Raw genomic sequence first — 22,576 nt, forward strand, 5'->3', positions numbered from 1 at the left:
GACCAGGATGACACGCTCGCCTCGTCCCCGTCAAGCCGCGCACCCGGAAGAAGCCCCCGGAAAGGACGCATACTTATGTTCGCCTTCAGAAGTACAGCTGTTACGCGGATCGGATTTCTCCGATCCCCGCCCTGGCGTGCCCGGCGCATCGGGCGCGGGGCGAGGGCCGGTCCGCCCGCGGTACGGACGGCCACCGACTTTGGTCGGTGTCGGCTCCGCGGCCCGTGCGGCTAGCCTCGGCCCGTGAGTGAGACGTTCGACCAGGTGAAGACCGATCCCCAGCGCGCGGGGCGCGCCCACCAGCGCATGCTGTGGTGCGCGGCCGGCGTCGCCGCGGCGGCGGGCGCGCTGGGCGGGCTGACGTTGTGGGGCCGCTTCAGCGCGGACGTGACCGGCGCCGTTCTGGCCCTGGACATCGCGGTCGCCCTGGTGAGCTGGCTGCTGTCACCGCTGCTGCTCTGGCGCCCGGTGGGCGTCACTCTGGCGCTGACCGTGCTGGCCGCGCTGTCCCCCACCGCCACCCCGGCGGCCAGCACGGGCGTGTTGCAGGTCGCGCAGCGGCGCCCTTTCCGGGTGGCGGCGCTGGTCGGCGCGGTGGGGGTCGCGTCCCATGTCGTGCAGGGGCTGTGGCAGCCGAACCGGGGAATCTCCTTCGGCTGGTGGCTGCTGCTCATCGCCCTCGGCTACGGCGCGATGGTCGGCTGGGGCGCGCTGGCGCGGGCGCGCCGTGAGCTGCTGTGGTCACTGCGCGAGCGGGCCCGCCGCGCCGAGGCCGAGCAGGGGCGCCGGGTCGCCGAGGCCCGGATGGCCGAGCGGACCCGGATCGCGCGGGAGATGCACGACGTGCTCGCCCACCGGCTGTCGCTGCTGGCGACCTACGCGGGCGCGCTGGAGTACCGGCCCGACGCCCCGCCGGAGAAGCTGTCGCACGCCGCCGGGGTGATCCGCGCCGGGGTGCACCAGGCGCTCGACGAGCTGCGCGAGGTGATCCTGCTGCTGCGCGCCGAGGACGCCGGCGAGGAGGACCGGCCCCAGCCGGTCCTGGAGGACGTGCCCCGCCTGGTCGAGGAGTCCCGCGACGCGGGCGGGCAGGTGGAGCTGCGCGACGAGACGGTCGGCGCGTCCGCGCTTCCGGCGGCGGCCGGGCGCACCGCGTACCGGATCGTGCAGGAGGGGCTGACCAACGCCCGCAAGCACGCCGTGGGGCGTCCCGTCCGGGTGGTGCTGGAGGGGCGGCCGGGGGCCAGGCTCGTGGTCGACATCCGCAACCCGCTGCCCGACGACGGCGCGGGGCCGCTCGCGCCCGGCAGCGGAACGGGGCTGGTGGGGCTGACCGAGCGGGTGCGGCTGGCGGGCGGGCGGCTCGACCACCAGGCCGCGGAGGGCGAGTTCCGGCTGCGGGCCTGGCTACCATGGCCCGCGTGAACCGCCCCCTGCGCGTCCTGATCGTGGACGACGACGCCCTCGTCCGCGCCGGCCTGTCGATGATGCTGGACGGGACGGGCGGCATCACCGTGGCGGGCGAGGCCGCCGACGGCGACGAGGTGCCCGCGGCCGCCGACGCGCACGCCCCCGACGTCGTGCTGATGGACCTGCGCATGCCGCGCGTGGACGGCATCACCGCGACCCGCCGGCTGCGGGCCCGGCCGAGCCCGCCGGAGGTCATCGTGCTGACGACCTTCGACTCCGACGAGAACATCCTGCACGCCCTGCGCGCGGGCGCCAGCGGGTTCCTGCTGAAGGACACCCCGCCGGACCAGATCGTCCACGCCGTCCGGCAGGTCGCGGGAGGCGACCCGATCCTGTCGCCGCGCGTCACCCGCCGCCTCATGGACCGCGCGGCGGTGGAGGCCGGCGCCTACCAGCGCGCCCGCGCTGCGCTCGCCCGGCTCAGCCCCCGCGAGAACGAGGTGGTCCTGGCGATCGCCCACGGGCGTTCCAACGCCGACATCGCCGCCGAGCTATTCATGAGCGTGGCCACGGTCAAGGCGCACGTCTCCAGCGTCCTGACCAAGCTCGACCTGGACAACCGCACCCAGATCGCGCTGCTGGCCCACGACGCGGGCCTCGCCTGACCCCTCCCCTCTTGCGCGCCGTCGGGCCCGCGTGCCAATCTTGGAACGATCATTCCAAGTTGGGAGGAGCGGGACGATGCCGGACGTCAAGCACTTCGATCCCGACGCCGTCCTGGACCGGGCTGTGCGGCTGTTCTGGCGGCGCGGCGCCGCCGCGACGGGGATCGCCGAGGTGGTCGCCGAGACCGGGATCAACCGGTCCAGCCTGTACGCGACGTTCGGCGGCAAGCGGGACCTGTACGTGGCGGCGCTGCGCCGCTACGCCGACCGGCGGTCGCGCCCGGTGTTCGACCGGCTCGCCGCCGACGGGCGGGGCCTGCCGGGCATCGCCGCGTTCTTCGACGGGCTGGTCGCCGCACGGTGCTCCGGCGAGTACGCCCGCTGGGGCTGCATGGTGTCCAACGCCCACGCCGCCCAGGACGGGAGCGACGCCGGTGAGCGGGAGGTGCTCGACGCCCACCACGAGGCGCTGTGCGCCGCCATGCGCGCCGCCCTTGCCGCCGCCCGCGACCACGGGCAGCTGCGCGACGACGTGGACGTTCGCTCCGCGGCGCGGATGCTGGCGCTGCTGGCCTACGGCGTGAACCTGCGTTCCCGCGTCGGCGCCGACCCCGGCGAACTGGCGGACACGGTGGACGCCGCCCTGCGCTCCCTCTCTCCCACTCCCCTGCCGCCCCGTTAGGAGACGACGATGGCCGAGTTCACCGTCTACGACGAGACCGATGCCCCCGCCGACGCCCGCCCGCAACTGGAGGCCGCCAAGAAGCGGATGGGGTTCGTCACCACGCTCAACGGCGTGATGGCCGAGTCGCCGGAACTGCTCGCCGGCTACAACGCCCTGTCGGAGCAGTTCACCAAGTCGTCGCTGCCGGGGCCCGCCAGGCACGTCGTGCTGATCACCGCCAGCGTGCTGAACGGCTGCGAGTACTGCGTGGCCGCCCACTCCACGGTGGCGCTGCGGGCCCGCGTCCCCGCCGAGGTCGTGGAGGCGCTGCGCGCGGGACGGGCCCTGGACGACCCCGCGCTGGAGGCCGTCCGCCGCCTCACCGGCGCCATGGTCACGCAGCGCGGCTGGGTGGCCGACGCGGAGGTCGAGTCGTTCCTGGCCGCCGGCCACACCCGCCGCCACGTCCTGGACGTCGTCCTCGGCGTCGGCATGAAGACGCTGTCCAACTACACCAACCACCTCGCCCACACGCCGATCGACCCGGCGTGGAAGGAGCAGGAGTGGACGGCCCCCTCCTGACGCCGCCCCTCACACCGCGGCGGGCCCGGCCACGGCGTTCTCGGCCTCCGTGTCCGCGGCCGCGGACGGCGCGGGCTCCGAGGCCGCGCCCCGGCGGGCCGACGCCGCGACCAGGAGGGCGAGCACGACGAAGATCGCGGCAGCGATGGCGCCGGTGACGTGCAGGCCCGCGGTGAAGGCGGCGCGGGCGCCGTCCAGCAGTTCCGCGGCCTTCGCGGGCGGAAGGTGGCCGCTGTCGGCGACGGCGCCGGCCAGGGTGCGGGCCGCGGCCCCGGCGGCGTGGTCCATCCGGGCCTGGTAGACCGAGGCGCCGATCACCCCGATGACCGCCAGGCCCAGCGACCCGCCCAGGTAGTTGCTGGTCTCCGACATCGACGCCGCCGACCCCGCGCGCTCGGGCGGGACGGACCCGACCACCAGGCCGGTCCCCAGCGCGAACAGCGGGCCGGTGCCGAGGGCCAGGACGGTGATGCCGGAGATGACGGGCACGATGCCGTCCGACACCGTCAGCGGGAGGCAGCCCGCCGCCGACACCGCCAGCCCGGAGGCGATCGCGGTGGCGGGGCGGACCCGCTTTGCCAGCGTGGGCGCCGCCATCGTCCCGGCCGCGACGCCCAGCCCCATCGGGGCGAACAGCACGGCCGAGGCCAGCGGCGAGTGCCCCAGCACGTCCTGCAGATACTGGGTCACCATCAGGCCCGTCCCCGCCATGGCGACGCCCGCGAGCACCAGCGAGACCAGGACGGCGCTGAGCGGCCGGCTGCGCAGCAGCCGCAGGTCCAGCAGGGGGTGGTCGAGCTTGAGCTGGCGCCGGACGAACAGTGCGCCGACCACCGCCCCGCCGGCGAGCGCCGCGGCCGGGACGGCCCAGCCGCGGCCGTCGGCGAGCGCCAGCTGCTTCATCCCGTACACCATCGGCAGCACGGCGGCCAGGGAGAGCCCGACGCTGAGCGGGTCGATCCGCCGTCCGGCCGACCGGTCCCGGAACTCCGGCAGCAGGAACGGGCCGGCCGCCAGCAGCAGCGCCATCACCGGGACGGCGACCAGGAACACCGATCCCCACCAGAAGCGCTGGAGCAGGAGCCCGGCCAGCACCGGGCCGAGCGCCCCGCCCGCGAACTGGCAGGTGGCCCAGATCGCGATGGCCCTCCCGCGCTCGCGCTCGTCCCGGAAGATGTTGATGATCAGCGCCAGCGTCGAGGGCATCAGCGTCGCTCCCGCCACGCCCAGCAGCGCCCGGGCGGCGATCAGGGTCCCCGGGCCGGGGGCGTAGGCGGCGACGGCCGACAGGACGGCGAACGCGGCGGCGCCGGTGAACAGCAGGCGCCGGCGGCCGACGCGGTCGCCCAGCGTCCCCATGGTGATCACGAACCCGGCGACCATGAACCCGTAGGCGTCGCTGATCCACAACTGCTCGGTGCCGCTCGCCCCCAGGTCGGCGCTCAGCTGCGGCAGCGCCAGCAGCAGCGCCGTCATGTCCATGGCCATCAGCAGCGACGGCAGCGCCAGGACGGCCAGCGCGAGCCATCCCCGCGTCCCGGCACGGGCCGCCGAGGCCTCCGGCCCCTCGTGCTCCCTGTCCGCACTCCCCATATCCGCACTCCCCTTCGGGTCGAGTCACGTGTCACGGGGTGGTCGGAGCGGTCGCGCGGTTCTCGACATCGATCTGAGAGAAAAACGGGGAAGGTGTGTCGAAGGCGGCCGAGCCGCTCCGACGCCTCCCGTGCGAGGCGCCGAAGGCGTCAGGCCGGAGGGGAGACCACCGTGAAGTACATGCTCATGCTGTACGCGTCGCAGCGGGCCTATGACGAGATGGCGGGGAACGTGCCCGAGGACGAGGCCGTCTGGTCCGCCGAGGAGCTGGCCGAGATGCACGCGTTCATGGAGAGGTTCAACCAGGACCTGGTGGAGTCCGGGGAGTTCGTGGACGCCCAGGGCCTGGCCGCGCCCGTCCACACCCGCCGGTTCCACACGGAGGACGGGGTGCCGGTCGTGACCGACGGCCCCTACCCCGAGACCGCCGAGGTGCTCGCCGGGTACACCGTCATCGAGTGCGACGGCTTCGAGCGCGCCTCGGAGATCGCCGCGCGGCTCACGCGGTGCCCCGGCCCGGCGGCGGCGCGGGAGCGGGCGTACACGGACCTGCGGCCGATCGTCGAAGGGCGCTCCGACCTGGAGCCGTGACCGCGCGGACGGAGAGGACTCGGGACCTGCTGCGCCCACTGGTCGAAGCCGAGGTGGCCGGGCCGCTCGGGCTCATGCTGCTCACCGACGCGCGCCGATCCGCCGCGCCGCGCCGGGCCGGGCGGCGGTCGGGGGTCGGGCCTAGCCGCGCAGGCGGGTGATCGCCTGCGGGGTCAGGTGCCGCGCGAGCTCCTCCAGGAGGCCGACGATCTCGGCGACCCGCCGCGGGTCGTCGGTGTCCAGGGCCGCCGCGAGGGCGGCGTCGACGGTGCTCGACCTGACCTCCTCCACCCGGGCGGAGGGCCGGGGCGCGGGGCGGATGCGGACCCGCCTGCGGTCGCCGGGGTCGGGCTCGGCGACGACGGCGCCGGTGTCGCGGAGCCGGGCGACGGCCGCCGACACGGCGCTCTGCGGAAGACCGGTCCGGGTGGCGATCTCTCCGACGGCGCCGCCGGGATGGGCGCGCACGTCGCTGGCGACGATCAGGACGGTCCGGACGCTGGTGGAGTGCCGGCCGATGCCCTCGGTGGGCAGCGCCTCCTCGCCGATCTTCATCAGGGTCCGTCCCAGCAGGAAAAGCTCGACTCCGTCCATGCCGGCCAAGTTACATCATTTTTGATGCATCAGTCTTGATGTATCAAATTTGATGCTTTACGGTCGGTCTCGCAGGGGCAGAACGGCCCCCGACCGAGAGGACCCGCGATGGACACCGCCACGACCCCGGCCACGGGCATGCTCTGGACCGACGGCGCGACGCTCTACTACGAGGTGCGCGGAACCGGCCCGATGCTGCTGATCTCGCAGAGCGGCGAGGGGGACGCCGGGCGCAGCGCGGACCTGGTCGACCGGCTCGTCGCCGACTACACCGTGGTGACCTACGACCGCCGCGGCCTGTCCCGCAGCGTGCTGGACGACCCCGCCCGGGGAGTGAGCCTGGCCGCGCACGCCGACGACGTCCACCGTCTGCTGGCCGAACTGTCGGACGAGCCGGTGCTCATGCTGGGGTGCAGCATGGGCGCCTCGATCGGGCTCCACCTGGCCGTCGACCACCCCGGCCAGATCAGCGCGCTCGTGGCCCATGAGCCGGTCACCCCGCGGCTGCTGCCCGCCGACCAGCGCGCGCACCACGAGCGGGAACTGGCGCACATCCAGCACGTCCACCGGCGCGACGGGCTGGCCGCCACGTTCACGACGATCGCCGGCGTGCTGGGCATCGATCCCGCCGCCCCCGACGCCGAGCCGGGCCTCACCCGCCACCCCATGACACCCCAGCGGACGCGCAACTTCGACTTCTTCGTCGAGCACGACTTCACCGCCGTCATCGACGACACCCTCGACGTCGCCGCGCTCACCGGCACCGCGACCCGGATCGTCCCGGCCATCGGGCGCACCACACCGCGCACGGTCTTCGACAACAAGTGCGCCTTCGCGCTGGCCGGCCTGCTCGGCGCCGAGCTGCACGAGTTCCCCGGCGGGCACAACGGCAACACCACCCACCCGCGCGCCTATGCCGCCGCGCTGCGCGCCACCCTCAACGCCTCGTGAGGTTCCGTCCCGGATCGTAACGCAACTCCGGTTGCGTTAACTTCGTCCTCGGACGGAAACAGCAGTGGAGGGACGAGGGGGGACGACATCCATGCCAGAGGGTTCGCACGCCAGCATCAAGGAGTTCCGGGTGTCCGGCCCGGACGCGGGACCGTACAGCGTCGCCGCAGGGCCGGACGGGGCGCTGTGGTGCACGCTCGTCCACGAGGGCCAGATCGCGCGCCTGGAACCGGACGGAGGCCTCACCGTGCACGGACCCGTCCCCGCCGGACCGATGATCATCACGGCGGGCCCGGACGGCGCGCTGTGGTTCACCGCGTTCCACGGCGACGCGATCGGCCGGATCACCCCCGCGGGTGAGGTCACGCGGTTCCCCCTGCCCGGCGGGTGGGGTCCGTGCGGGATCGCGGCCGGTCCGGACGGCGCGCTGTGGTTCACCCGCATGCACGCCGGCGGCGTCGGACGGATCACCGTGGACGGCCAGGTCAGCGCCTTCCCGGTGCCGGGAGAGGGCGCGATGCCCTCGATGATCGCGGCGGGTCCGGACGAGGCCCTGTGGTTCACCCTCAACCAGGGCAACGCGATCGGGCGGATCGCGCCGGACGGGGAGGTCGCCGTCCACCCGCTGCCCACCGAGGGCTCCGCGCCGGTCGGCATCGCCGCCGGTCCGGACGGCGCGCTGTGGTTCACCGGCATCGGCGCCGGGCACATCGGGCGGATCGCCACCGACGGGAAGGTGACCGAGTTCCCGCTGCCGGACCGGGGCGCCCGTCCGCACGCCATCGTCGCCGGCCCCGGCGGGGACCTGTGGTTCACCGAGTGGGCCACCGCCCACGTCGGCCGCATCAGCACCGACGGCCGCATCGACGAGCACCCGCTGCCGACTCCCGGGAGCGAGCCGCACGGCATCGCGGTGGGACCGGACGGCGCCCTGTGGGTGGCGCTGGAGATCGGCGCGCTCGCCCGCGTCGCCGTCGCCTGACCCGCCGCCCGCCTCGCGGGCCGGACGGTTCGAGCCGCGCCGAAACGTCCGCGGGCCACCGTGGGCGGCATGGGTTCCCCGACGAACGCCACCGAGATTCCCGCCGCACGCCCGACCGGCCCCGCGCCCCGGCGCGGGGCGACGCTCGCGATCCTGTGCGCCGGCATGTTCCTGGTGCTGCTGGACGTGACGATCGTCAACGTCGCACTCCCCGGTATCGGCCGGGCGCTCGGCACCGGCCTGCCCGGCCTGCAGGGCGTCGTGGACGGCTACGCGGTCGCGATCGCGGGACTGCTGCTGGGCGGCGGCGCCCTCGGCGACCGGATCGGGCACCGCCGGGCGACGCTGGCCGGGTTCGCGCTGTTCGGGCTGGCGTCGCTGGCCTGCGGGGCCGCGTCCGGCGCCGGCCCGCTCATCGCGGCCCGCGTCGCGCAGGGGCGGGGGCCGCGCTGCTGCTGCCCGGCAGCCTCGCCCTGATCACCGCGGTCTACCCCGGCCGCGCCGAGCAGGCGCGGGCCCTCGGGGTGTGGGCCGGGATCTCCTCCACGGCGCTGCCGGCCGGACCGCTGCTCGGCGGGCTCCTGGTCGACACGGCCGGCTGGCGGTGGATCTTCCTGCTGAACGCGCCGATCGCCGCGGCGGCGATCGGCGGCGTCCGCGCGCTGGTCCGCGAGCCCCGCCGAGCCGGGCGGGGCGCCGCGCCGGACCGGGCGGGGATGGTGCTCGCGCCGCTCACCCTCGGCGGCCTGGTCTGGACGGTCATCGCCGCGGGCCACGGCCACCGGGACGTCGCCGCCGCCACCGCCGTCGTCACCTTGGGCGCCGGGACGGCGTTCGTCCTGGCCGAGCGGCGCGCGGCCGCGCCGATGGTCCCGGGCGGGCTGCTGCGGGCCCCGGCGTTCCTCGGCGCCGGCGCCATCGCGTTGATCATGAATCTGGTCACCAACGGGGTGCTGTTCGTGGCGACGCTGCGGCTGCAGCAGGCCGGGCACCGCTCCGCGCTGGCCGCCGGGGCGATGCTGCTGCCGATGGCCGTGCCGCTGGCGGCGCTGGCCCCGGTGAGCGGGCGCCTCACCGCCCGGTTCGGGACGCGGGTGCCGCTCGCCGCGGGCGCCGCCGTCGCCGCGGCCGGTTCCCTGTCGCTGCTCGGCGCCGGTCCCGGCGGCGGCTACGTCCCGCTCCTCCCGGCGCTGCTGGCCATCGGAACCGGGGACGGCCTGATCGTCACGGCGGTGGTCGCCGCCGCGATGCGCGCCGTCCCCCCGGCGCACGCCGGGCTGGCCGGCGGGTTCAACAACACCGCCCGGCAGGTCGGGACGGCGCTCGGCGTCGCCGTCTACGGGGCGGTCGCCGGTCCGGCGCTCCGCCCGGGGTTCGCCTCCGGCCTGCACGTCCTGGCCTGGGCGAGCGTGGCGCTGTGGCTGGTGGCGCTGGCCCTCACCCGCGTCGTCCCGGCCCGCTGACGCGCCGAAAACCGGTTGGCAGGACCGGCGGCCGGGCCCTAGAACGGTCGCATGCTGCACAAGTACCCCCGGACCCGGCACATCGCGGGCTCCCGGCTCCAACCGGGCGACCACGATCTGGCCGCGGTGCCGTTCGAGGCGATCGCCGGGCGGTACCTGGTGGTGGAGGAGAAGCTCGACGGCGCCAACTCCGGCATCAGCTTCTCGGCCGACGGCGAGCTGCGGTTGCAGAGCCGCGGCCACTACCTGACCGGCGGGCCGCGCGAGCGCCAGTTCGGGCCGCTGAAGGCGTGGGCGGCGTCGGTCCAGCACGTCCTGCGCGAGCGCCTGCGGGACCGGTACGTCCTGTACGGGGAATGGCTGTACGCCAAGCACACGGTCTTCTACGACGCGCTCCCCCACTACTTCTGCGAGTTCGACGTCCTCGACCAGACCGACGGGACGTTCCTGTCGACCGAGCGGCGCCGCGAGTTGCTCGCCGGGACGCCGGTGGTGTCGGTGCCCGTCCTGCACGAGGGCCCGCTGCCGGACGTGGCCGCGCTGACGAAACTGGCCGGCCCCTCCACCTGCCGGACGCCGCGGTGGCGGGACGCGCTGCGCGCGGCGGCCGAGGCGGGCGGCGCCGACCCCGGCCGCGTCGTCGAGGAGACCGACGCCTCCGAGGAGATGGAGGGCCTCTACATCAAGGTGGAGGAGGACGGGAAGACGGTGGACCGCTACAAGTGGGTCCGGCCGAGCTTCCTGACCGCGATCCTCGACTCGGGCACCCACTGGCAGGAGCGGCCCATCGTCGCCAACGGCCTGGCCGACCCGGAGGTGCTGTATGCGGGTGTTTGAGGAGCTGTGCCCGGCGCCGCCGCACTGGACCGTCCCGTGGGAGCGGATCCGGAACGCCTTCACCTGGGTGCGCGACATGGCGGACGTCCCGCAGGACGCCGTCTACCACGGCGAAGGCGACGTGGAGACCCACACCCGGATGGCGTGCGAAGCGCTGGCGGCGCTGCCGCGGTGGCGCGCCCGCCCGCAGAGCGAGCGGGTCCGCCTGTTCACCGCCGTGCTGATGCACGACATCGCCAAGCCGCACTGCACCGCCCTGGACGACGACGGCCGCATCACCGCGCGGGGGCACTCCCGCCGCGGCGACCTGATGGCGCGGCGCATCCTGTGGGAACTCGGCGCGCCGGTCGCCTGGCGCGAGCACGTGGCGGCGCTGATCCGCCACCACCAGGTGCCGTTCTGGGCCCTGGAGCGGCCCGACCTGCGGCAGATCGCGTTCCGCGTCAGCCTGCTGGCCCGCAACGACGACCTGGTGCTGCTGGCGTCCGCCGACATCCTCGGCCGGATCTGCCCCGACACCGAGGAGCTGCTGGAGAACGTCGCCCTGTACGGGGAGTACTGCGCCGAGCAGGACTGCCTGGACGGGCCGCGCGCCTTCCCCTCCGACCACGCGCGGTTCTGGTACTTCCGCAAGCCCGACCGCGACCCCGGCTACGCCGCCTACGACGACACGCGCTGCACCGTGACGGTCCTGTCGGGGCTGCCGGGCGTCGGCAAGGACCACTGGATCGCCGCGCACCGCCCGGACGTTCCCGTCGTCAGCCTCGACCGGCTCCGCGCCGAGATGGGCGTCGACCCGGCCGGCGACCAGCGCGCCGTGGCGGCCGCCGCCTACGAGCTGGCCCGCGAGCACCTGCGCAGCGGACGGTCGTTCGTGTGGAACGCCACCAACGTGTCCCGGCAGCAGCGGGAGCTGTGCACCGGTCTCGTCGCCGGTTACCGGGGGCGGGTCGAGGTCGTCGCGCTGGAGGCGCCGCCGCGGGTGCTGCGGGACCGCAACCGGGCGCGCCGCTCGCCCGTCCCGGACGCGGTGATCGACCGGCTCGTGCAGCGGTGGGAGACCCCGGACCCGACCGAGGCGCACAGGGTCGACTGGCTCAGCACGGCCTGAGCCCGTCGGCGGGCACGCCCGGCGCGGCCGGACCCCGCCTGGTCACCGCGTGTCGGGGCGCCGCCACGTTTAGCCCATGCGCACGGGGAACGCCCTTTTCCAGGTTTCGAGACATGGAGGGGGCCTGGAGGCATGAGCATCGTGCGGCAGCGGCATGACGGCGACGGCCAGGCCGGGACGACGGGCGCGCACCGGGGGGATTTCGGGAGCGCGCCGGAGTTCCGCGCCGAACGCCACGAGGCGGGAACGGGCGAACTGGTCAGGCAGGCCACGCAGCAGGTGTCGGACCTGATGCGCGCCGAGATGCGCCTGGCCGTCGCCGAGCTGAAGGACAAGGGCCGCCACGCCGGCACCGGCGCCGGCCTGTTCGGCGGGGCCGGTCTGGTCGCGCTCTACGGGGTGGCGGTGCTGCTGGCGGCCGCGGTGGCCGCGATCGCGCTGGCCCTGCCGGTGTGGGCGGCAGCGCTGATCATCGGCGTGTTCCTGCTGGTGGTGGCGGGCGTGCTGGCGCTGATGGGCCGGGCGCAGACCAGGCGGGCCACACCGCCCAAGCCCGAGCGGGCCATGGACGAGGCCAAGCTGGCCGTGGCCGAACTGAAGGAGAGGGCGACGCACCGATGACGATGCAGGGCAGGCACGGCGCCGAGGCGGGCACCGAGGAGCTGCGTCAGGAGGTCGACCGGGCCCGGCACGAGCTCGGGGAGACGGTGGAGCAGCTCGCGGCCAAGGCCGACGTGAAGGCCATGGCGCGGGAGAAGGTCGAGCAGGCGCGCGGCAGGGCCCGCGACACCGCGACGTCCGCGTGGGGGGCCGCGAGTTCGCGGGAGGGCAAGGCGAAGGCGTTCCGGGGCGGCGCCGTCATCGCGTCGGCCGGGGCGATCGCGCTGGGCGCGGTGTGGCTGCGCCGCCGCCGCACGTCGCCGCCCACGTCGCGGATGCGGCTGGGACGCGGCGGCAGGCCGCCGGTGCAGGTGCGGATGCGCGTCGGGCAGAGGCGCGCCGTCACGGTACGCCGCACCGGGCGGCGCTGAGCGGCCCGGAAGAGGACGAGCATGCGCAAGCCCGGACCCCCCACCGCCCTGCCCGTGCGGTCGTGGTGGCGGACGCTCAAACGCACCTTCGGCGAGTTCCAGAAGGACAACCTCTCGGACTGGGCGGCCGCCCTCACCTACTACTCCATTCTGTCGATCTTCCCGGCGATCCTGGTGGTGGTCTCGCTGGTGGGCCTGGCCGGCCAGTCGGCGACCGACAACCTGGTCAAGAACGTCGGGAGCCTGGCCCCGGGCGCGGTCCGGGACCTGCTCGTCAGTTCCATCAGGCAGCTCGAAGGCGGCGCCGGGGGCGCGGGCGTCGTCGCCGTGCTGAGCCTGGCGGCCGCCGTCTGGTCGGCGTCGGGCTACGTCGGGGCGTTCATGCGCGCCTCCAACGCCGTCTACGACGTCCCCGAGGGCCGCCCGTTCTGGAAGAAGGTGCCGCTGCGCATCGGGGTCACGCTGCTGACGCTGGTGCTGCTGTCGGCGTCGGTGATCGCCGTGGTGGTGTCCGGGCCGCTGGCGCGCAAGGTCGGCGACACGCTCGGGTTCGGCTCCGAGGCCGTCACCCTCTGGGGCATCGCCAAGTGGCCGATCCTCGTGGTGGTCGTCGGCTTCCTGTTCTCGCTGCTGTACTGGGCCTCCCCGAACGCCAAGCGCGGATTCCGCTGGGTCACGCCGGGGAGCGGGCTCGCGATCCTGCTGTGGCTGGCGGCGTCCGGGGTGTTCGCACTGTACGTGGCGAACTTCGCCTCCTACAACAAGACCTACGGCAGCCTCGCGGGGATCATCATCTTCCTGGTCTGGCTGTGGATCACGAACCTGGCGATCCTGCTGGGCGCCGAACTGGACGCCGAACTCGAACGCGGCCGCGCGATCGCCGCCGGGCAGCCCGCCAAGGAGGAGCCGTACGTGGAGTTCCGCGACACCCGCGCCTTCGACGACGAGGAGCGGCGCGAGACCGGCGTCGAGGACGTCGAGGACGGAGCCGGCAACGGAGCCGACGACGAGCACGGGGCGCACCGGATCTAGCCCGGTTCGGCGGGGCGGCGTTTGTTACCGGGGAATTACGGGTCGCACAAGACCGAATCCCCTGAATAGGATCATCGCATGCTCCGTCCCGCCTATCCGATCGAGACCGAGCGGCTGATCCTGCGGCCGTTCCGCGAAACCGACCTGGAGGGCCTGTACTCCTACCAGTCCCTGCCCGAGGTGGCGCGCTTCCTGTACTGGGAGCCCCGCTCCATGGAGGAGTCGCGGTCGTTCCTGAAGCAGAAGATGATCGCCTCCAGCGTGGAGAAGGAGGGCGACTGGCTGGTCCTGGCGGTGGAGTGGCGCGAGACCGGCGAGCTGATCGGCGAGGTCAACCTGCAGTGGCGCAGCCGGGAGCACCGCCAGGGCGAGATCGGCTACATCTTCAACCCCGCCTACCACGGCAAGGGGTTCGCCACCGAGGCCGCCGAGGTGGTGCTGCGGCTGGGCTTCGAGGGGCTCGACCTGCACCGCGTCTGCGGGCGGCTGGACGGCCGCAACGCCGCGTCCGCCCGCGTCCTGGAGCGCCTCGGGATGCGCCGCGAGGCGCACCTGGTGCAGAACGAGATCGTCAAGGGCGAGTGGAGCGACGAGGTCGTCTACGCGATGCTCCGCCGCGAGTGGGACGCCCGCGCCCAGCCCTGACCGGCCTCGCACGGGGCGCGGTCACCGTTCCGCCTGCTCGCGCAGGGCCCGCGCCAGGTCGCGGACGTGGCCGCGCAGCTCGTCGGGCCGCCGGATGACGAACCGGAAGCCCAGGCCGGCCAGCATCCGCGCCATGCCGTCCAGGCGTTCCGCGCGCGTGGTCATCACCACTCCCCCGGCGGCCTCGGCCAGCGTCGCCGTCGTGGCGGGGATCCGGCGCCGCGCCTCGGCGAGATCCGTCTCCAGCAGCACCTCGACCTCGTGGGCGTAGGGCACGCGCGCCAGCGACCGGGTGACGTGCTGGACGGGGTCGACGTCGTCGGGGATCTCGAAGCGGGCGGTGCCGGGCTCGGCGGCGGCGACGCGGTCGACGCGGAACGTGCGGATCTCCCCGCTGCGGTGGTCGTGGCCCGTGACGTACCAGCGTCCGGAGTGGAAGACCAGGCCGTAGGGGTCCAGGTCCCGCTCGGTCTCGGCGCCCTGCCAGGACCGGTAGCGCATCCGGACGCGGCGTTTCTCCCTGGCCGCCGCCGCGAGAGTCAGGACGGCGCCGGTGTCGGGCGCGGCGGAGTCCCGGGCGGCGAGAGTGAACCCGAGCGTGTCCCGCAGCGCCTGGACGCGTTCGCGCAGGGCCGCGGGCAGGACGCGCTGCACCTTGGCCAGCGCGCTCTCGGTGGCCTGCCCGGGCAGCCCCAGCCGCCGTCCGGCCAGCAGCCCCAGCACCACGGCGGTGGCCTCGTCGTCGGTGAGCATGAGCGGCGGCAGCTTGTAGCCGGGCATGAGCCGGTAGCCGCCGTAGCGGCCGCGTTCGGCGACGACGGGGACGCCGAGATCGTCCAGGCGGGCGGCGTAGCGGCGGACGGTCCGCTCGTCCACGCCGAGACGCCGCGCCAGCTCCGCCCCGCCCATGCGGGGGTTGGCCTGCAGCAGCTCCAGCATGGCCAGGACGCGGGTCGTCGGATGGGACGGCGCGGGGTGTGGCACGGGTCACTCGCTTAATCCGGGCGGTTCCTGTCCGGTATCGACCCTAGCGTGGGATCACATCCACCGAGAGGACGGCTGAACATGGCAGCTGGCAAGGCGACGTTCGTACTGGTCCCGGGGCACTGGCTCGGCGCCTGGGCGTGGGACGAGGTGGCGGCCGACCTTCGGGCCGCGGGCCACGAGGTGCGCGCGGTGACGCCGGCCGGGCAGGCCGAGCGGGCCGTCGAAGCCGCGCCCGGGACCGACGTCGGCGCGCAGGTCGACGACCTGGTGCGGCTCATCGAGGACGACGACCTGACCGGAGTCGTGCTCGTCGCGCACAGCGGCGCGAACATGGCGGTCACCGGCGCCGCCGACCGGATCCCCGAGCGCGTCGCCCGGATCGTCTATGTCGACACCGGCCCGATGCCGTCCGGCCTGGCCGGCATCGACTTCCACGACCCCGCCTCGCGCGAGGAACTGGAGAATGCCGTCGCCGAGCACGGCGACGGCTGGACGATCCCGGTGCCGGCGTTCGACCCGGATCAGGACCCGGCCAACCTCGCCGGCCTGAACGAAGAGCACCTGGCCGCGATGCGCGAGCGCGGGACGCCCCAGCCGTTCGGCACCGTGACGCAGGCGCTCACCCGCCCCGACCCGGTGCCCGCCACGCCCCGGACGCTCATCGCCTCCACGATCCCGCTGGCCGCGGTCAGGCGGATGGGCGAAGGCGGGCACCCGGTGTTCTCGATGATGACCGGGCCCGGCTGGACCTACCACGAACTGCCCACCGGGCACTGGCCGATGCTCTCCCGCCCCCGCGATCTGGCCGCGCTGCTGGCCGGAACCGCCGCCGGCGGGGCGTGAATCACTCACTTCCCCACAGCCGCGCGGTGAAATCTTGTCACCGGCCCACGTAGATCATTTCAGTGGGGACGAGGACACTCTGCGGAAGTCGCACGGCCGCGGGGGTCGGGCCTGAGCCGCGAGGTGAGCCTTGCACACGACACCGACCGTCCGCCGCCGGCCGCACCGGGTGACCTGGCGGCGCTCGCTGGCCTCCGGGGCGATCACCGCCGTCCTGGCGGCCGGCCTCGGCGCGGTCGGCACCGGGCCCGCGCAGGCGCTCGCCGGGCCGGTCAGGGCGGACGACGGGGCGCGCATCACCGCGGAGAAGAAGATCGCCTCCAACGAGGTCGACATCGCGATCGACTCGCCCGCCCTGGGCAAGGCGGTCAAGACCCGCATCCTGCTGCCGAAGAACTGGACGCGGAACGCGACGGCGACGTGGCCGGTGCTGTACGCTTTCCACGGCGGCCAGGACAACTACACGTCCTGGACGCGCAACACCGACATCGAGGCGTGGGCGGCCAAGTACAACGTCATCGTCGTCATGCCGGAGGGCGCGGACGGCTCCTACACCGACTGGTACAACTACGGCAAGGGCGGGACCCCCAAGTGGGAGACCTTCCACACCGCCGAGGTGCGCCAGCTGATGGAGCGCAACTACCACGCGGGCGCGCTGCGCGCGGTGATCGGCAACTCCTCCGGCGGCGCCGGCGCGATGTCGTACGCGGCGCGTCACCCGGGGATGTTCAAGTACGCGGCGTCGCTGAGCGGGATCGTGTCGATGCGCTCGATCGGGATGCCGGCGCTGCTGATGTTCACCAACGCGGGCAACGGGCAGGACCCGTTCGCGATCTGGGGCGTCCCGTGGTCCGACGACGCCAACTGGGCGGCGCACGACCCGTACTCGCTGGCGCCCAAGCTGCGCGGCACCGGCCTGTTCTTCTCCGCCGGCACGTCCGGGCGGCCCGGCCCCGGCGACCCGGACGTGGCGCCGTGGGACATCGGCCTGCTCAGCGAGATCGCGGTCGGCGCGAACAACAAGGACTTCCAGAAGCGTCTCGACCAGCTGAACATCCCCTACACCGCCCACATCTACGGCGACGGCCGGCACAACTGGCCGGCGTGGGTGCGTGAGGCGGGCGCGGTGTGGCCGACGCTGATGAAGTCGGTCGGCGCCCGCAGGGTCTGACGCGCGCCCCCGCGTCCCTCGGCACGGATCCGGCCCGGTTCCGGTGCGGCTGCGGCTGCCGTCCCGGAACCGGGCCGCCGCGCGTGCGGCCCGGCGGGTCAGTACCCCAGGCCGTGCCCGAACGGGTAGAGGACGGTGCCCGGCTCGTCGCGGGCGGGGATGGCGACGGGCAGCCGCCCGCGCGGGTCCAGCTCGCCGAACAGGACCTTGGCGGCCGACCGCAGCGCCTCGCTCGTGTAGGAGTAGGTCGCCAGGTAGGTGGTCGTCTCGGGGAACCAGGCGATGTCGTAGGGGTCCCGGACGGCGACGACGACGACCGGCCTGCCGGTGGCGACCAGCGCCTTCACGAGGTTCATCTGCCCGGGCCCGTTGTGGCCGGGTTCCTGCTTGACGTCCCAGGCGCGGTTGGTGACGGCGACGACCAGGTCCTGCTCCCGGGCGGCGGCCACGGCCTCGTCGATCTGGGCCTGGGCGGGGCTGATGCCGGTCTGCCGGATGGTGGCGGTGGCGCCGCGGCGGGCGATCTCCGTGCCGAGGGACGCGGTGGTGGACACGCCCCACCCGGTGACCAGGACCCTGCGGGCGCCCGGGCGCAGCGGCAGGACGCCGGCGCCGTTCCTGACCAGGGTGGTGGTGCGGTCGGCGGCGCGCTGCGCGGCGGCCAGGTGGCCGGGGGTCCCGACGACCCGGCCGATCCTCGACTCGTCGGCGTAGGGGTCGCGGAACAGGCCGCGGCGCTGCTTCAGCTCCAGGATCCGGTAGACCGACTCGTCGATGCGCTGCTCGGTCAGCTCGCCGGACTTGACGGCGTTGACGACGGCGGCGAGCTGGCGGGGGAACACGCCGTCGCCCTGGGCGTCGGCGGGCGGCTTCAGCAGGACGTCCACGCCGGCCTTGAGGGCCAGGACGGGGATGTTCTCGTCGCCGTACTTGTCGCGGACGCCCTGCATGTCCAGGGCGTCGGTGACGACGACGCCGCGGTAGTGGAGGCGGTCGCGCAGGATGCCGGTGAGGATGGGCCGCGACAGGGTGGCGGGGTCGCCGGAGGGGTCCAGCGACGGCACGACGATGTGCGCGGTCATGATGGAGTCGACGCGCTGCTTGATCGCGGCGCGGAACGGGGGCAGGTCGAGCCGCTCCCACTCGGCGCGGGTGTGGCCGATCCGCGGGACGCCGGTGTGGCTGTCGGTGGTGGTGTCGCCGTGCCCGGGGAAGTGCTTGACGGTCGGGGTCACTCCCCCGGCCCGGTAGCCGCCGATCTGCGCGGTCACCATGTCCGACACCAGGGCGGGGTCGGAGCCGAAGGACCGGACGCCGATGACGGGGTTGGCCGGGTTGACGTTGACGTCGGCGTCGGGCGCGTAGTCCTGGTTGACGCCGACGGCGCGCAGCTCGCTCCCCGTGATGCGGGCGAGCTCGCGGGCGTCGGCGGGGCGGCGCCCGGCGGCCAGGGCCATGCTGCCGGGCGACTGCGTGGCGGGCGGCTGGACGCGGGCGACGATGCCGCCCTCCTGGTCGATGGCGATCGTGGCGGGGACGCGCAGCGGCTGCGCGGCGGCGGCGCGCTGGATGCCGTTGGAGAACGCGGCGAGCTGCCGCGGGTCGGTGACGTTGTCGCCGTAGTAGATGAAGCCGCCGGGGTGGTAGCGGGCGACGACCTGCGCGGCGTTGTCGACCCCGTACAGCCTGCGGTTGGCGGCGACGTCGGCCGGTTCCGCGGTGGTGGCGCTCTTGCCGTAGACCTGCAGGACGAACAGCTGCGCGGCCTTGTCCTGCAGCGACATCGACCGCAGGATCCGCGTCAGCCGCGGGTCCTTGCCGGCGTGCGGCGCGGCCTGCGCGGTGGACGCGTCCACGGCGCCGAGGCCGGTCACCGCGAGCGCTCCGGCCGCGAGGCCGGCGAGCCACCTGCGGCGGCGCGTGCGGGGACGGTACATGACGGCTCCCTCCCGCCCCCGAGCTGGTTGATGATCAAAGTTCCTCCCGGCACGGTAGCCGCGGGGCGCGGCCCCCGTCCACGGCAATGCTCGACGATCCGTCCTCGAACCGTCCCCGTTCCGGTAAAGCGTCACCCGCGGTGCAGCCACCGCCACCAGCGGCTCGGGGGCGTGTCCTGCTCGGTCAAAGGGTGCTCCTCCACCTCGTAGCGGCGCACGTAGGCGGAGACGAACGCCTGGAGGCTGGCGCCGAGCGGGATCGCCAGCAGGATCCCGACGGGCCCGGCGACGGCGGCGCCGGCCAGGACGAGCCCGAACGCGACCGCGGGGTGCATGTCCAGGGTCCGGGCGGTGATGCGCGGCTGCAGCAGATAGTTCTCCAGTTGCTGGTAGGCGATGATGAACAGCAGGATCCACAGGGCCGTGCTCGGCGACTTGGTGAGCGCGATGACCACCGGCACGGCGCCGGCCAGGTAGGTGCCGACGGCGGGGATGAACTGCGAGACCACTCCGACCCACAGCGCCAGGGCCGCCGCGTACGGGACGCCGAGCCCGGCCATGGCGGCGTAGTGGGCGATGCCGGAGATGAGGGCGAGCAGTCCCCGGGAGTAGATGTAGCCGCCGGTCTTGTCGACGGCGATCTCCCAGGCGCGCAGGACCTCGCGCTGGCGGTGCGGCGGGAGGAGGGAGCACACCGTCCGGCGGAACCGGGGGCCCTCGGCGGACAGGTAGAAGGTGAACAGCAGGACGCCGAGAGTGTTGAAGACGACGCCCAAGGCGGTGGTGCCGAACCCCCACACGTTCGCGGCGAGGTCCGACACGTGCCGTGACAGCGCGCCGGTGATGGTGGGGAGCCGCTGGAAGACGGTCCGCTCCGACAGGTGCGTCCCGAACGTGGAGTTCACCCATTCGACGAACCGGCGGACGTAGCCGGGGAATCCGCTGACCAGGTTGGTGGCCTGGGCGGCGAGCAGCGACCCGATGCCGCCGAGGAACCCGGCCAGCAGCAGCGCCACGACCACGAACATCGCCGCGGTCGCCAGGCCGCGGCGCCATCCGCGCGCGGCGAGCCAGTTCACGGCCGGTTCGATCGCGAAGGCCAGGAACAGCGAGATCAGCAGGAGCAGCAGCAGTTCCCGCAGCCGCTCCAGCAGCCACAGGCCCGCCAGGAACGCCAGCACGCTCCCCCCGGCGAGCGCGAACGCCTTGGGCAGCCACGGCGGCATCTGCCGCGACCGTCCGGCGTCCTGCCCGGGGGCGCCCGGCGGGACGCCGTCCGGTTCATCGGCGGGCGCGTCGCCGGGCGGCTCGCCGGGCGTCTGCGGCATTCCAGCACGTTAACGGCGTCCCGGTGGGCATTCCGGGCGTCCCGCACCGCCCAGGGCCAAGCTTTGCCGGGATTTCAGCCCCCGCCGCGTACGGTCCGGTGGCGCCGCCGGGCTTTGGCGGTCGGGTCGGTTGCCGGTCAGGGGGAAACGCCGACGGTAGACACCATGAACGCACAATCCAAAGAAATTGACCCGACGACTCCTGTGGACGTCGTCCTGACCGCGACCGGCAGCTGGGCACCGCACCAACTGGCCGAGCTGGCCCGCGAGCACGACCTGGTGGTGACCGAAGACGGCTACGACGTGCCGTCCCTGTTCCCGCACGGCGGCAGGGGCCACAAGATGCCGTGCACGCTCATCATCGGCACCGCCGTCCCCTACAGCATCGCGCGCCGCTTCGTGGACAAGTGGCGGGAGGTCGCGAGGGATCTGGGGCGAAACAGCTCGCTGCTGATCCTGCGTGACGGCCGCCCCCTCCGCCACGTCGCCATCATGACGTAGCCGGGAGGCCGCCACCACTCACCTGCCCCCGAGCGGGGCTCCGACCTGTCGGCGGCGCGGGATCTCCCGCGCCGCCGAACTCTTCTCCGCTCGATCGGGGGATGCCCGGCCCCCTAAGTGTTCGCTCTCAGGGGGCGAAGGCGCGGAGTGCGACGTCGACGAGCGCGTCGGCGTACTCGGGGGTGAGCGGCCCTGAGCGGTGCAGCCAGCGCTGGTAGAGCGGGGCGTACAGCACCTCCAGCACCAGGTCGAGGTCGGCGTCCTCGCGCAGCTGGCCCGCCTGCTGGGCGGTGCGCAGCCGTTCCTTCTTGGCCTGGTCGAGGGGGTCGGCCAGCTTCTCGCGGTACAGGGCGGCCAGGTCGGGGTCGTCGATGATCTGCGTGTTGAGCGCCCGGAGGGGCGCCTCGAACGCCGGGTCGGCGAACTCGGCGACCGTCGCCCGCATGACGGTCCTGAGGTCGGCCTCGACGTCGCCGGTGTCGGGCAGGCGGACGCCCTCCTCCCCCTCGCTGAGCGCCAGGAACGCATCGAAGATCACCGCCCCCTTGGACGGCCACCAGCGGTAGATCGTCTGCTTGCCGACGCCCGCCCGCGCGGCGACGGCCTCGATCGTGACCTTGGCGTACCCGAGTTCGGAGACCAGTTCGCGCGCGGCCGCGAGGACGGCCTGCCGGGATCGCTCGCTGCGCCGCGCGGGGTTCGGAGTTCCGGTGCTGGACACGGCACGGAGTATACCCCTAACGAGACGAGACGGTTCGTCTTGACTCAACGTCGGCGCACCCGCATACTCCTTCTCAACGAGACGAACCGTCTCGTCTCATATTTGGGGGTGTGTATGACGACCGCACGCGTATGGTTCATCACCGGCGCGTCCAGGGGCCTGGGCAGGGCGTTCGCCGAGGCGGCGCTCGCCGCCGGGGACCGCGTCGTGGCCGCCGCGCGCGATCTCGCCCCGCTCGACGGCCTGGCCGCCGGCCACCCGGACCGCCTCGCGCGCCTCACGCTGGACGTCCGCGACCGCGCCGCGGTGCGGACGGTGGTCGACCGGGCCGCGGCGGAGTTCGGGCGGCTGGACGTCGTGGTCAACAACGCCGGCGCCATGCTGCTCGGCATGGTGGAGGAGGCGACCGAGGACCAGGTCCGCGCCCAGTTCGACGTCAACTTCTTCGGCGCGGTCTGGGTGGCCCAGGCGGCGGTGCCGCACCTGCGCAGGCAGGGCTCCGGCCACATCCTGCAGGTCACCACGATGGGGACCGGCGGCGGTGTCGCGTCGGCCGGGTTCTACGCGGCGAGCAAGAGCGCGCTGGACTCGTTGAGCCAGGCGCTGGCGATGGAGGTGGCGCCTTTCGGGATCAAAGTGACGATCGTGCAGCCCGGCGGGTACGGAACGGACCTGTTCACGCGCGGCACCACCGCGACCAGGCCGCTCCCGGAGTACGGGCCGCTGCGCGTCCGGCTGGCCGAGATGTGGGGCGAGGACGCCGGCCCCGATCCGCGCACCGCCGCTCCGGTGGTCATGGAGCTCGCCGGTCTGGACGATCCGCCGCTGCGGCTGGTCGTCGGCTCCGCCTCCTACGACATGGTCCAGCAGATGGACCGGGCCCGCGCCGAGGAGTACCGGGCCTGGGAGCACCTCAGCCGCAAGGCCCCGGGCTGAC

Annotated in this window: 23 protein-coding genes and 1 pseudogene; 18 read left to right on the top strand and 6 right to left on the bottom strand. The window is 74.1% G+C overall.

Annotated features, from left to right (window positions below; all coding sequences use genetic code 11):
* The first annotated feature begins 243 nt into the window (after positions 1-243).
* From ACQEU6_RS07605 to ACQEU6_RS07620, 4 genes are all read left to right on the top strand, one after another.
* The gene (locus tag ACQEU6_RS07605) at positions 244-1,425 is read left to right on the top strand and encodes a sensor histidine kinase (protein ID WP_499330048.1); all 1,182 of its coding nucleotides are present in this window, start codon (positions 244-246) and stop codon (positions 1,423-1,425) included.
* Positions 1,413-2,075, top strand: a complete 663-nt coding sequence (locus ACQEU6_RS07610; RefSeq protein ID WP_499330051.1) for a response regulator — start codon at positions 1,413-1,415, stop codon at positions 2,073-2,075. The genes ACQEU6_RS07605 and ACQEU6_RS07610 overlap by 13 nt, the downstream gene beginning before the upstream one ends.
* A gap of 76 nt (positions 2,076-2,151) precedes the next feature.
* Positions 2,152-2,757 (top strand): TetR/AcrR family transcriptional regulator, encoded by a 606-nt coding sequence (locus ACQEU6_RS07615; protein ID WP_499330054.1) that lies wholly within the window; start codon positions 2,152-2,154, stop codon positions 2,755-2,757.
* Between the two features lie 9 nt (positions 2,758-2,766).
* On the top strand, positions 2,767-3,321 hold the full coding sequence (locus tag ACQEU6_RS07620; protein WP_499330057.1) for a carboxymuconolactone decarboxylase family protein: 555 nt from the start codon (positions 2,767-2,769) through the stop codon (positions 3,319-3,321).
* 9 nt (positions 3,322-3,330) lie between these two features.
* Here ACQEU6_RS07620 and ACQEU6_RS07625 read toward each other — a convergent pair whose 3' ends face one another.
* The gene (locus tag ACQEU6_RS07625; protein WP_499330058.1) at positions 3,331-4,914 is read right to left on the bottom strand and encodes an MFS transporter; all 1,584 of its coding nucleotides are present in this window, start codon (positions 4,912-4,914) and stop codon (positions 3,331-3,333) included.
* A 180-nt stretch (positions 4,915-5,094) separates the two neighbouring features.
* On the opposite strand from ACQEU6_RS07625, the gene ACQEU6_RS07630 reads away from it, so the two are divergent.
* Complete coding sequence (locus ACQEU6_RS07630; RefSeq protein WP_499340113.1) at positions 5,095-5,505, top strand: YciI family protein; 411 nt, start codon at positions 5,095-5,097, stop codon at positions 5,503-5,505.
* 141 nt (positions 5,506-5,646) lie between these two features.
* On the opposite strand, the gene ACQEU6_RS07635 is transcribed toward ACQEU6_RS07630, so the two are convergent.
* On the bottom strand, positions 5,647-6,099 hold the full coding sequence (locus tag ACQEU6_RS07635; RefSeq protein WP_499330060.1) for a MarR family transcriptional regulator: 453 nt from the start codon (positions 6,097-6,099) through the stop codon (positions 5,647-5,649).
* Between the two features lie 108 nt (positions 6,100-6,207).
* On the opposite strand from ACQEU6_RS07635, the gene ACQEU6_RS07640 reads away from it, so the two are divergent.
* From ACQEU6_RS07640 to ACQEU6_RS07680, 9 genes and pseudogenes are all read left to right on the top strand, one after another.
* Complete coding sequence (locus tag ACQEU6_RS07640) at positions 6,208-7,050, top strand: alpha/beta fold hydrolase (RefSeq protein WP_499330062.1); 843 nt, start codon at positions 6,208-6,210, stop codon at positions 7,048-7,050.
* Positions 7,051-7,141: 91 nt separating this feature from the next.
* Positions 7,142-8,032: a Vgb family protein gene (locus ACQEU6_RS07645; RefSeq protein ID WP_499330063.1), complete on the top strand. Its 891-nt coding sequence runs from the start codon at positions 7,142-7,144 to the stop codon at positions 8,030-8,032.
* Between the two features lie 165 nt (positions 8,033-8,197).
* Positions 8,198-9,495, top strand: a pseudogene (locus tag ACQEU6_RS07650) (MFS transporter).
* A 51-nt stretch (positions 9,496-9,546) separates the two neighbouring features.
* Positions 9,547-10,332, top strand: coding sequence for an RNA ligase family protein (locus ACQEU6_RS07655; RefSeq protein ID WP_499330066.1), 786 nt, complete (start codon positions 9,547-9,549; stop codon positions 10,330-10,332).
* A complete protein-coding gene (locus ACQEU6_RS07660; protein WP_499330067.1) occupies positions 10,319-11,443 on the top strand; it encodes an AAA family ATPase in 1,125 nt (374 codons plus the stop codon). Before ACQEU6_RS07655 ends, ACQEU6_RS07660 begins: the two co-directional genes overlap by 14 nt.
* A 132-nt stretch (positions 11,444-11,575) precedes the next feature.
* A complete protein-coding gene (locus tag ACQEU6_RS07665; RefSeq protein ID WP_499330068.1) occupies positions 11,576-12,064 on the top strand; it encodes a phage holin family protein in 489 nt (162 codons plus the stop codon).
* Positions 12,061-12,474 (top strand): DUF3618 domain-containing protein, encoded by a 414-nt coding sequence (locus tag ACQEU6_RS07670; RefSeq protein WP_499330069.1) that lies wholly within the window; start codon positions 12,061-12,063, stop codon positions 12,472-12,474. The genes ACQEU6_RS07665 and ACQEU6_RS07670 overlap by 4 nt, the downstream gene beginning before the upstream one ends.
* A gap of 21 nt (positions 12,475-12,495) precedes the next feature.
* Positions 12,496-13,506, top strand: a complete 1,011-nt coding sequence (locus ACQEU6_RS07675; protein WP_499330071.1) for a YihY/virulence factor BrkB family protein — start codon at positions 12,496-12,498, stop codon at positions 13,504-13,506.
* Positions 13,507-13,584: 78 nt separating this feature from the next.
* Positions 13,585-14,151 carry a GNAT family N-acetyltransferase gene (locus ACQEU6_RS07680; protein WP_499330073.1) on the top strand — a complete coding sequence of 189 codons (567 nt, stop codon included), beginning with the start codon at positions 13,585-13,587 and terminating at the stop codon, positions 14,149-14,151.
* Positions 14,152-14,172: 21 nt separating this feature from the next.
* On the opposite strand, the gene ACQEU6_RS07685 is transcribed toward ACQEU6_RS07680, so the two are convergent.
* The gene (locus tag ACQEU6_RS07685) at positions 14,173-15,135 is read right to left on the bottom strand and encodes a helix-turn-helix transcriptional regulator (protein ID WP_499330076.1); all 963 of its coding nucleotides are present in this window, start codon (positions 15,133-15,135) and stop codon (positions 14,173-14,175) included.
* Positions 15,136-15,216: 81 nt separating this feature from the next.
* Here ACQEU6_RS07685 and ACQEU6_RS07690 point away from each other — a divergent pair, with 81 nt between their 5' ends.
* Complete coding sequence (locus tag ACQEU6_RS07690; RefSeq protein WP_499330077.1) at positions 15,217-15,981, top strand: alpha/beta fold hydrolase; 765 nt, start codon at positions 15,217-15,219, stop codon at positions 15,979-15,981.
* A gap of 130 nt (positions 15,982-16,111) precedes the next feature.
* Complete coding sequence (locus ACQEU6_RS07695; protein ID WP_499330079.1) at positions 16,112-17,152, top strand: alpha/beta hydrolase; 1,041 nt, start codon at positions 16,112-16,114, stop codon at positions 17,150-17,152.
* A gap of 98 nt (positions 17,153-17,250) precedes the next feature.
* Here the strand turns inward: ACQEU6_RS07695 and ACQEU6_RS07700 are convergent, their stop codons facing one another.
* Both ACQEU6_RS07700 and ACQEU6_RS07705 read right to left on the bottom strand, forming a co-directional pair.
* Positions 17,251-19,089, bottom strand: a complete 1,839-nt coding sequence (locus ACQEU6_RS07700) for a glycoside hydrolase family 3 protein (RefSeq protein WP_499330080.1) — start codon at positions 19,087-19,089, stop codon at positions 17,251-17,253.
* Positions 19,090-19,220: 131 nt separating this feature from the next.
* Complete coding sequence (locus ACQEU6_RS07705) at positions 19,221-20,417, bottom strand: AI-2E family transporter (RefSeq protein WP_499330082.1); 1,197 nt, start codon at positions 20,415-20,417, stop codon at positions 19,221-19,223.
* A gap of 165 nt (positions 20,418-20,582) precedes the next feature.
* Between ACQEU6_RS07705 and ACQEU6_RS07710 the strand changes: the two genes are divergently transcribed.
* Positions 20,583-20,918: a hypothetical protein gene (locus tag ACQEU6_RS07710; RefSeq protein WP_499330084.1), complete on the top strand. Its 336-nt coding sequence runs from the start codon at positions 20,583-20,585 to the stop codon at positions 20,916-20,918.
* Positions 20,919-21,045: 127 nt separating this feature from the next.
* On the opposite strand, the gene ACQEU6_RS07715 is transcribed toward ACQEU6_RS07710, so the two are convergent.
* Positions 21,046-21,639 carry a TetR/AcrR family transcriptional regulator gene (locus tag ACQEU6_RS07715; protein ID WP_499330086.1) on the bottom strand — a complete coding sequence of 198 codons (594 nt, stop codon included), beginning with the start codon at positions 21,637-21,639 and terminating at the stop codon, positions 21,046-21,048.
* Between the two features lie 114 nt (positions 21,640-21,753).
* Between ACQEU6_RS07715 and ACQEU6_RS07720 the strand changes: the two genes are divergently transcribed.
* Entirely contained in the window at positions 21,754-22,575 is an 822-nt protein-coding gene (locus ACQEU6_RS07720) for an SDR family NAD(P)-dependent oxidoreductase (RefSeq protein ID WP_499330088.1), read from the top strand.
* Position 22,576 lies beyond the last annotated feature (1 nt).

It is taken from the genome of Spirillospora sp. CA-108201 (assembly GCF_050936235.1).
In the GTDB taxonomy this organism is placed as follows: Bacteria; Actinomycetota; Actinomycetes; order Streptosporangiales; family Streptosporangiaceae; genus Spirillospora.

Excerpts from the sequence above, each read along its gene's own strand:
- ACQEU6_RS07610 (WP_499330051.1), top strand. The coding sequence starts at position 1,413 with ATGGCCCGCGTGAACCGCCCCCTGCGCGTCCTGATCGTGGACGACGAC.
- ACQEU6_RS07615 (WP_499330054.1), top strand. The coding sequence starts at position 2,152 with ATGCCGGACGTCAAGCACTTCGATCCCGACGCCGTCCTGGACCGGGCT.
- ACQEU6_RS07620 (WP_499330057.1), top strand. The coding sequence starts at position 2,767 with ATGGCCGAGTTCACCGTCTACGACGAGACCGATGCCCCCGCCGACGCC.
- ACQEU6_RS07625 (WP_499330058.1), bottom strand. The coding sequence starts at position 4,914 with ATGGGGAGTGCGGACAGGGAGCACGAGGGGCCGGAGGCCTCGGCGGCC.
- ACQEU6_RS07630 (WP_499340113.1), top strand. The coding sequence starts at position 5,095 with ATGCTCATGCTGTACGCGTCGCAGCGGGCCTATGACGAGATGGCGGGG.
- ACQEU6_RS07635 (WP_499330060.1), bottom strand. The coding sequence starts at position 6,099 with ATGGACGGAGTCGAGCTTTTCCTGCTGGGACGGACCCTGATGAAGATC.
- ACQEU6_RS07640 (WP_499330062.1), top strand. The coding sequence starts at position 6,208 with ATGGACACCGCCACGACCCCGGCCACGGGCATGCTCTGGACCGACGGC.
- ACQEU6_RS07645 (WP_499330063.1), top strand. The coding sequence starts at position 7,142 with ATGCCAGAGGGTTCGCACGCCAGCATCAAGGAGTTCCGGGTGTCCGGC.
- ACQEU6_RS07655 (WP_499330066.1), top strand. The coding sequence starts at position 9,547 with ATGCTGCACAAGTACCCCCGGACCCGGCACATCGCGGGCTCCCGGCTC.
- ACQEU6_RS07660 (WP_499330067.1), top strand. The coding sequence starts at position 10,319 with ATGCGGGTGTTTGAGGAGCTGTGCCCGGCGCCGCCGCACTGGACCGTC.
- ACQEU6_RS07665 (WP_499330068.1), top strand. The coding sequence starts at position 11,576 with ATGAGCATCGTGCGGCAGCGGCATGACGGCGACGGCCAGGCCGGGACG.
- ACQEU6_RS07670 (WP_499330069.1), top strand. The coding sequence starts at position 12,061 with ATGACGATGCAGGGCAGGCACGGCGCCGAGGCGGGCACCGAGGAGCTG.
- ACQEU6_RS07675 (WP_499330071.1), top strand. The coding sequence starts at position 12,496 with ATGCGCAAGCCCGGACCCCCCACCGCCCTGCCCGTGCGGTCGTGGTGG.
- ACQEU6_RS07680 (WP_499330073.1), top strand. The coding sequence starts at position 13,585 with ATGCTCCGTCCCGCCTATCCGATCGAGACCGAGCGGCTGATCCTGCGG.
- ACQEU6_RS07690 (WP_499330077.1), top strand. The coding sequence starts at position 15,217 with ATGGCAGCTGGCAAGGCGACGTTCGTACTGGTCCCGGGGCACTGGCTC.
- ACQEU6_RS07700 (WP_499330080.1), bottom strand. The coding sequence starts at position 19,089 with ATGTACCGTCCCCGCACGCGCCGCCGCAGGTGGCTCGCCGGCCTCGCG.
- ACQEU6_RS07705 (WP_499330082.1), bottom strand. The coding sequence starts at position 20,417 with ATGCCGCAGACGCCCGGCGAGCCGCCCGGCGACGCGCCCGCCGATGAA.
- ACQEU6_RS07710 (WP_499330084.1), top strand. The coding sequence starts at position 20,583 with ATGAACGCACAATCCAAAGAAATTGACCCGACGACTCCTGTGGACGTC.
- ACQEU6_RS07720 (WP_499330088.1), top strand. The coding sequence starts at position 21,754 with ATGACGACCGCACGCGTATGGTTCATCACCGGCGCGTCCAGGGGCCTG.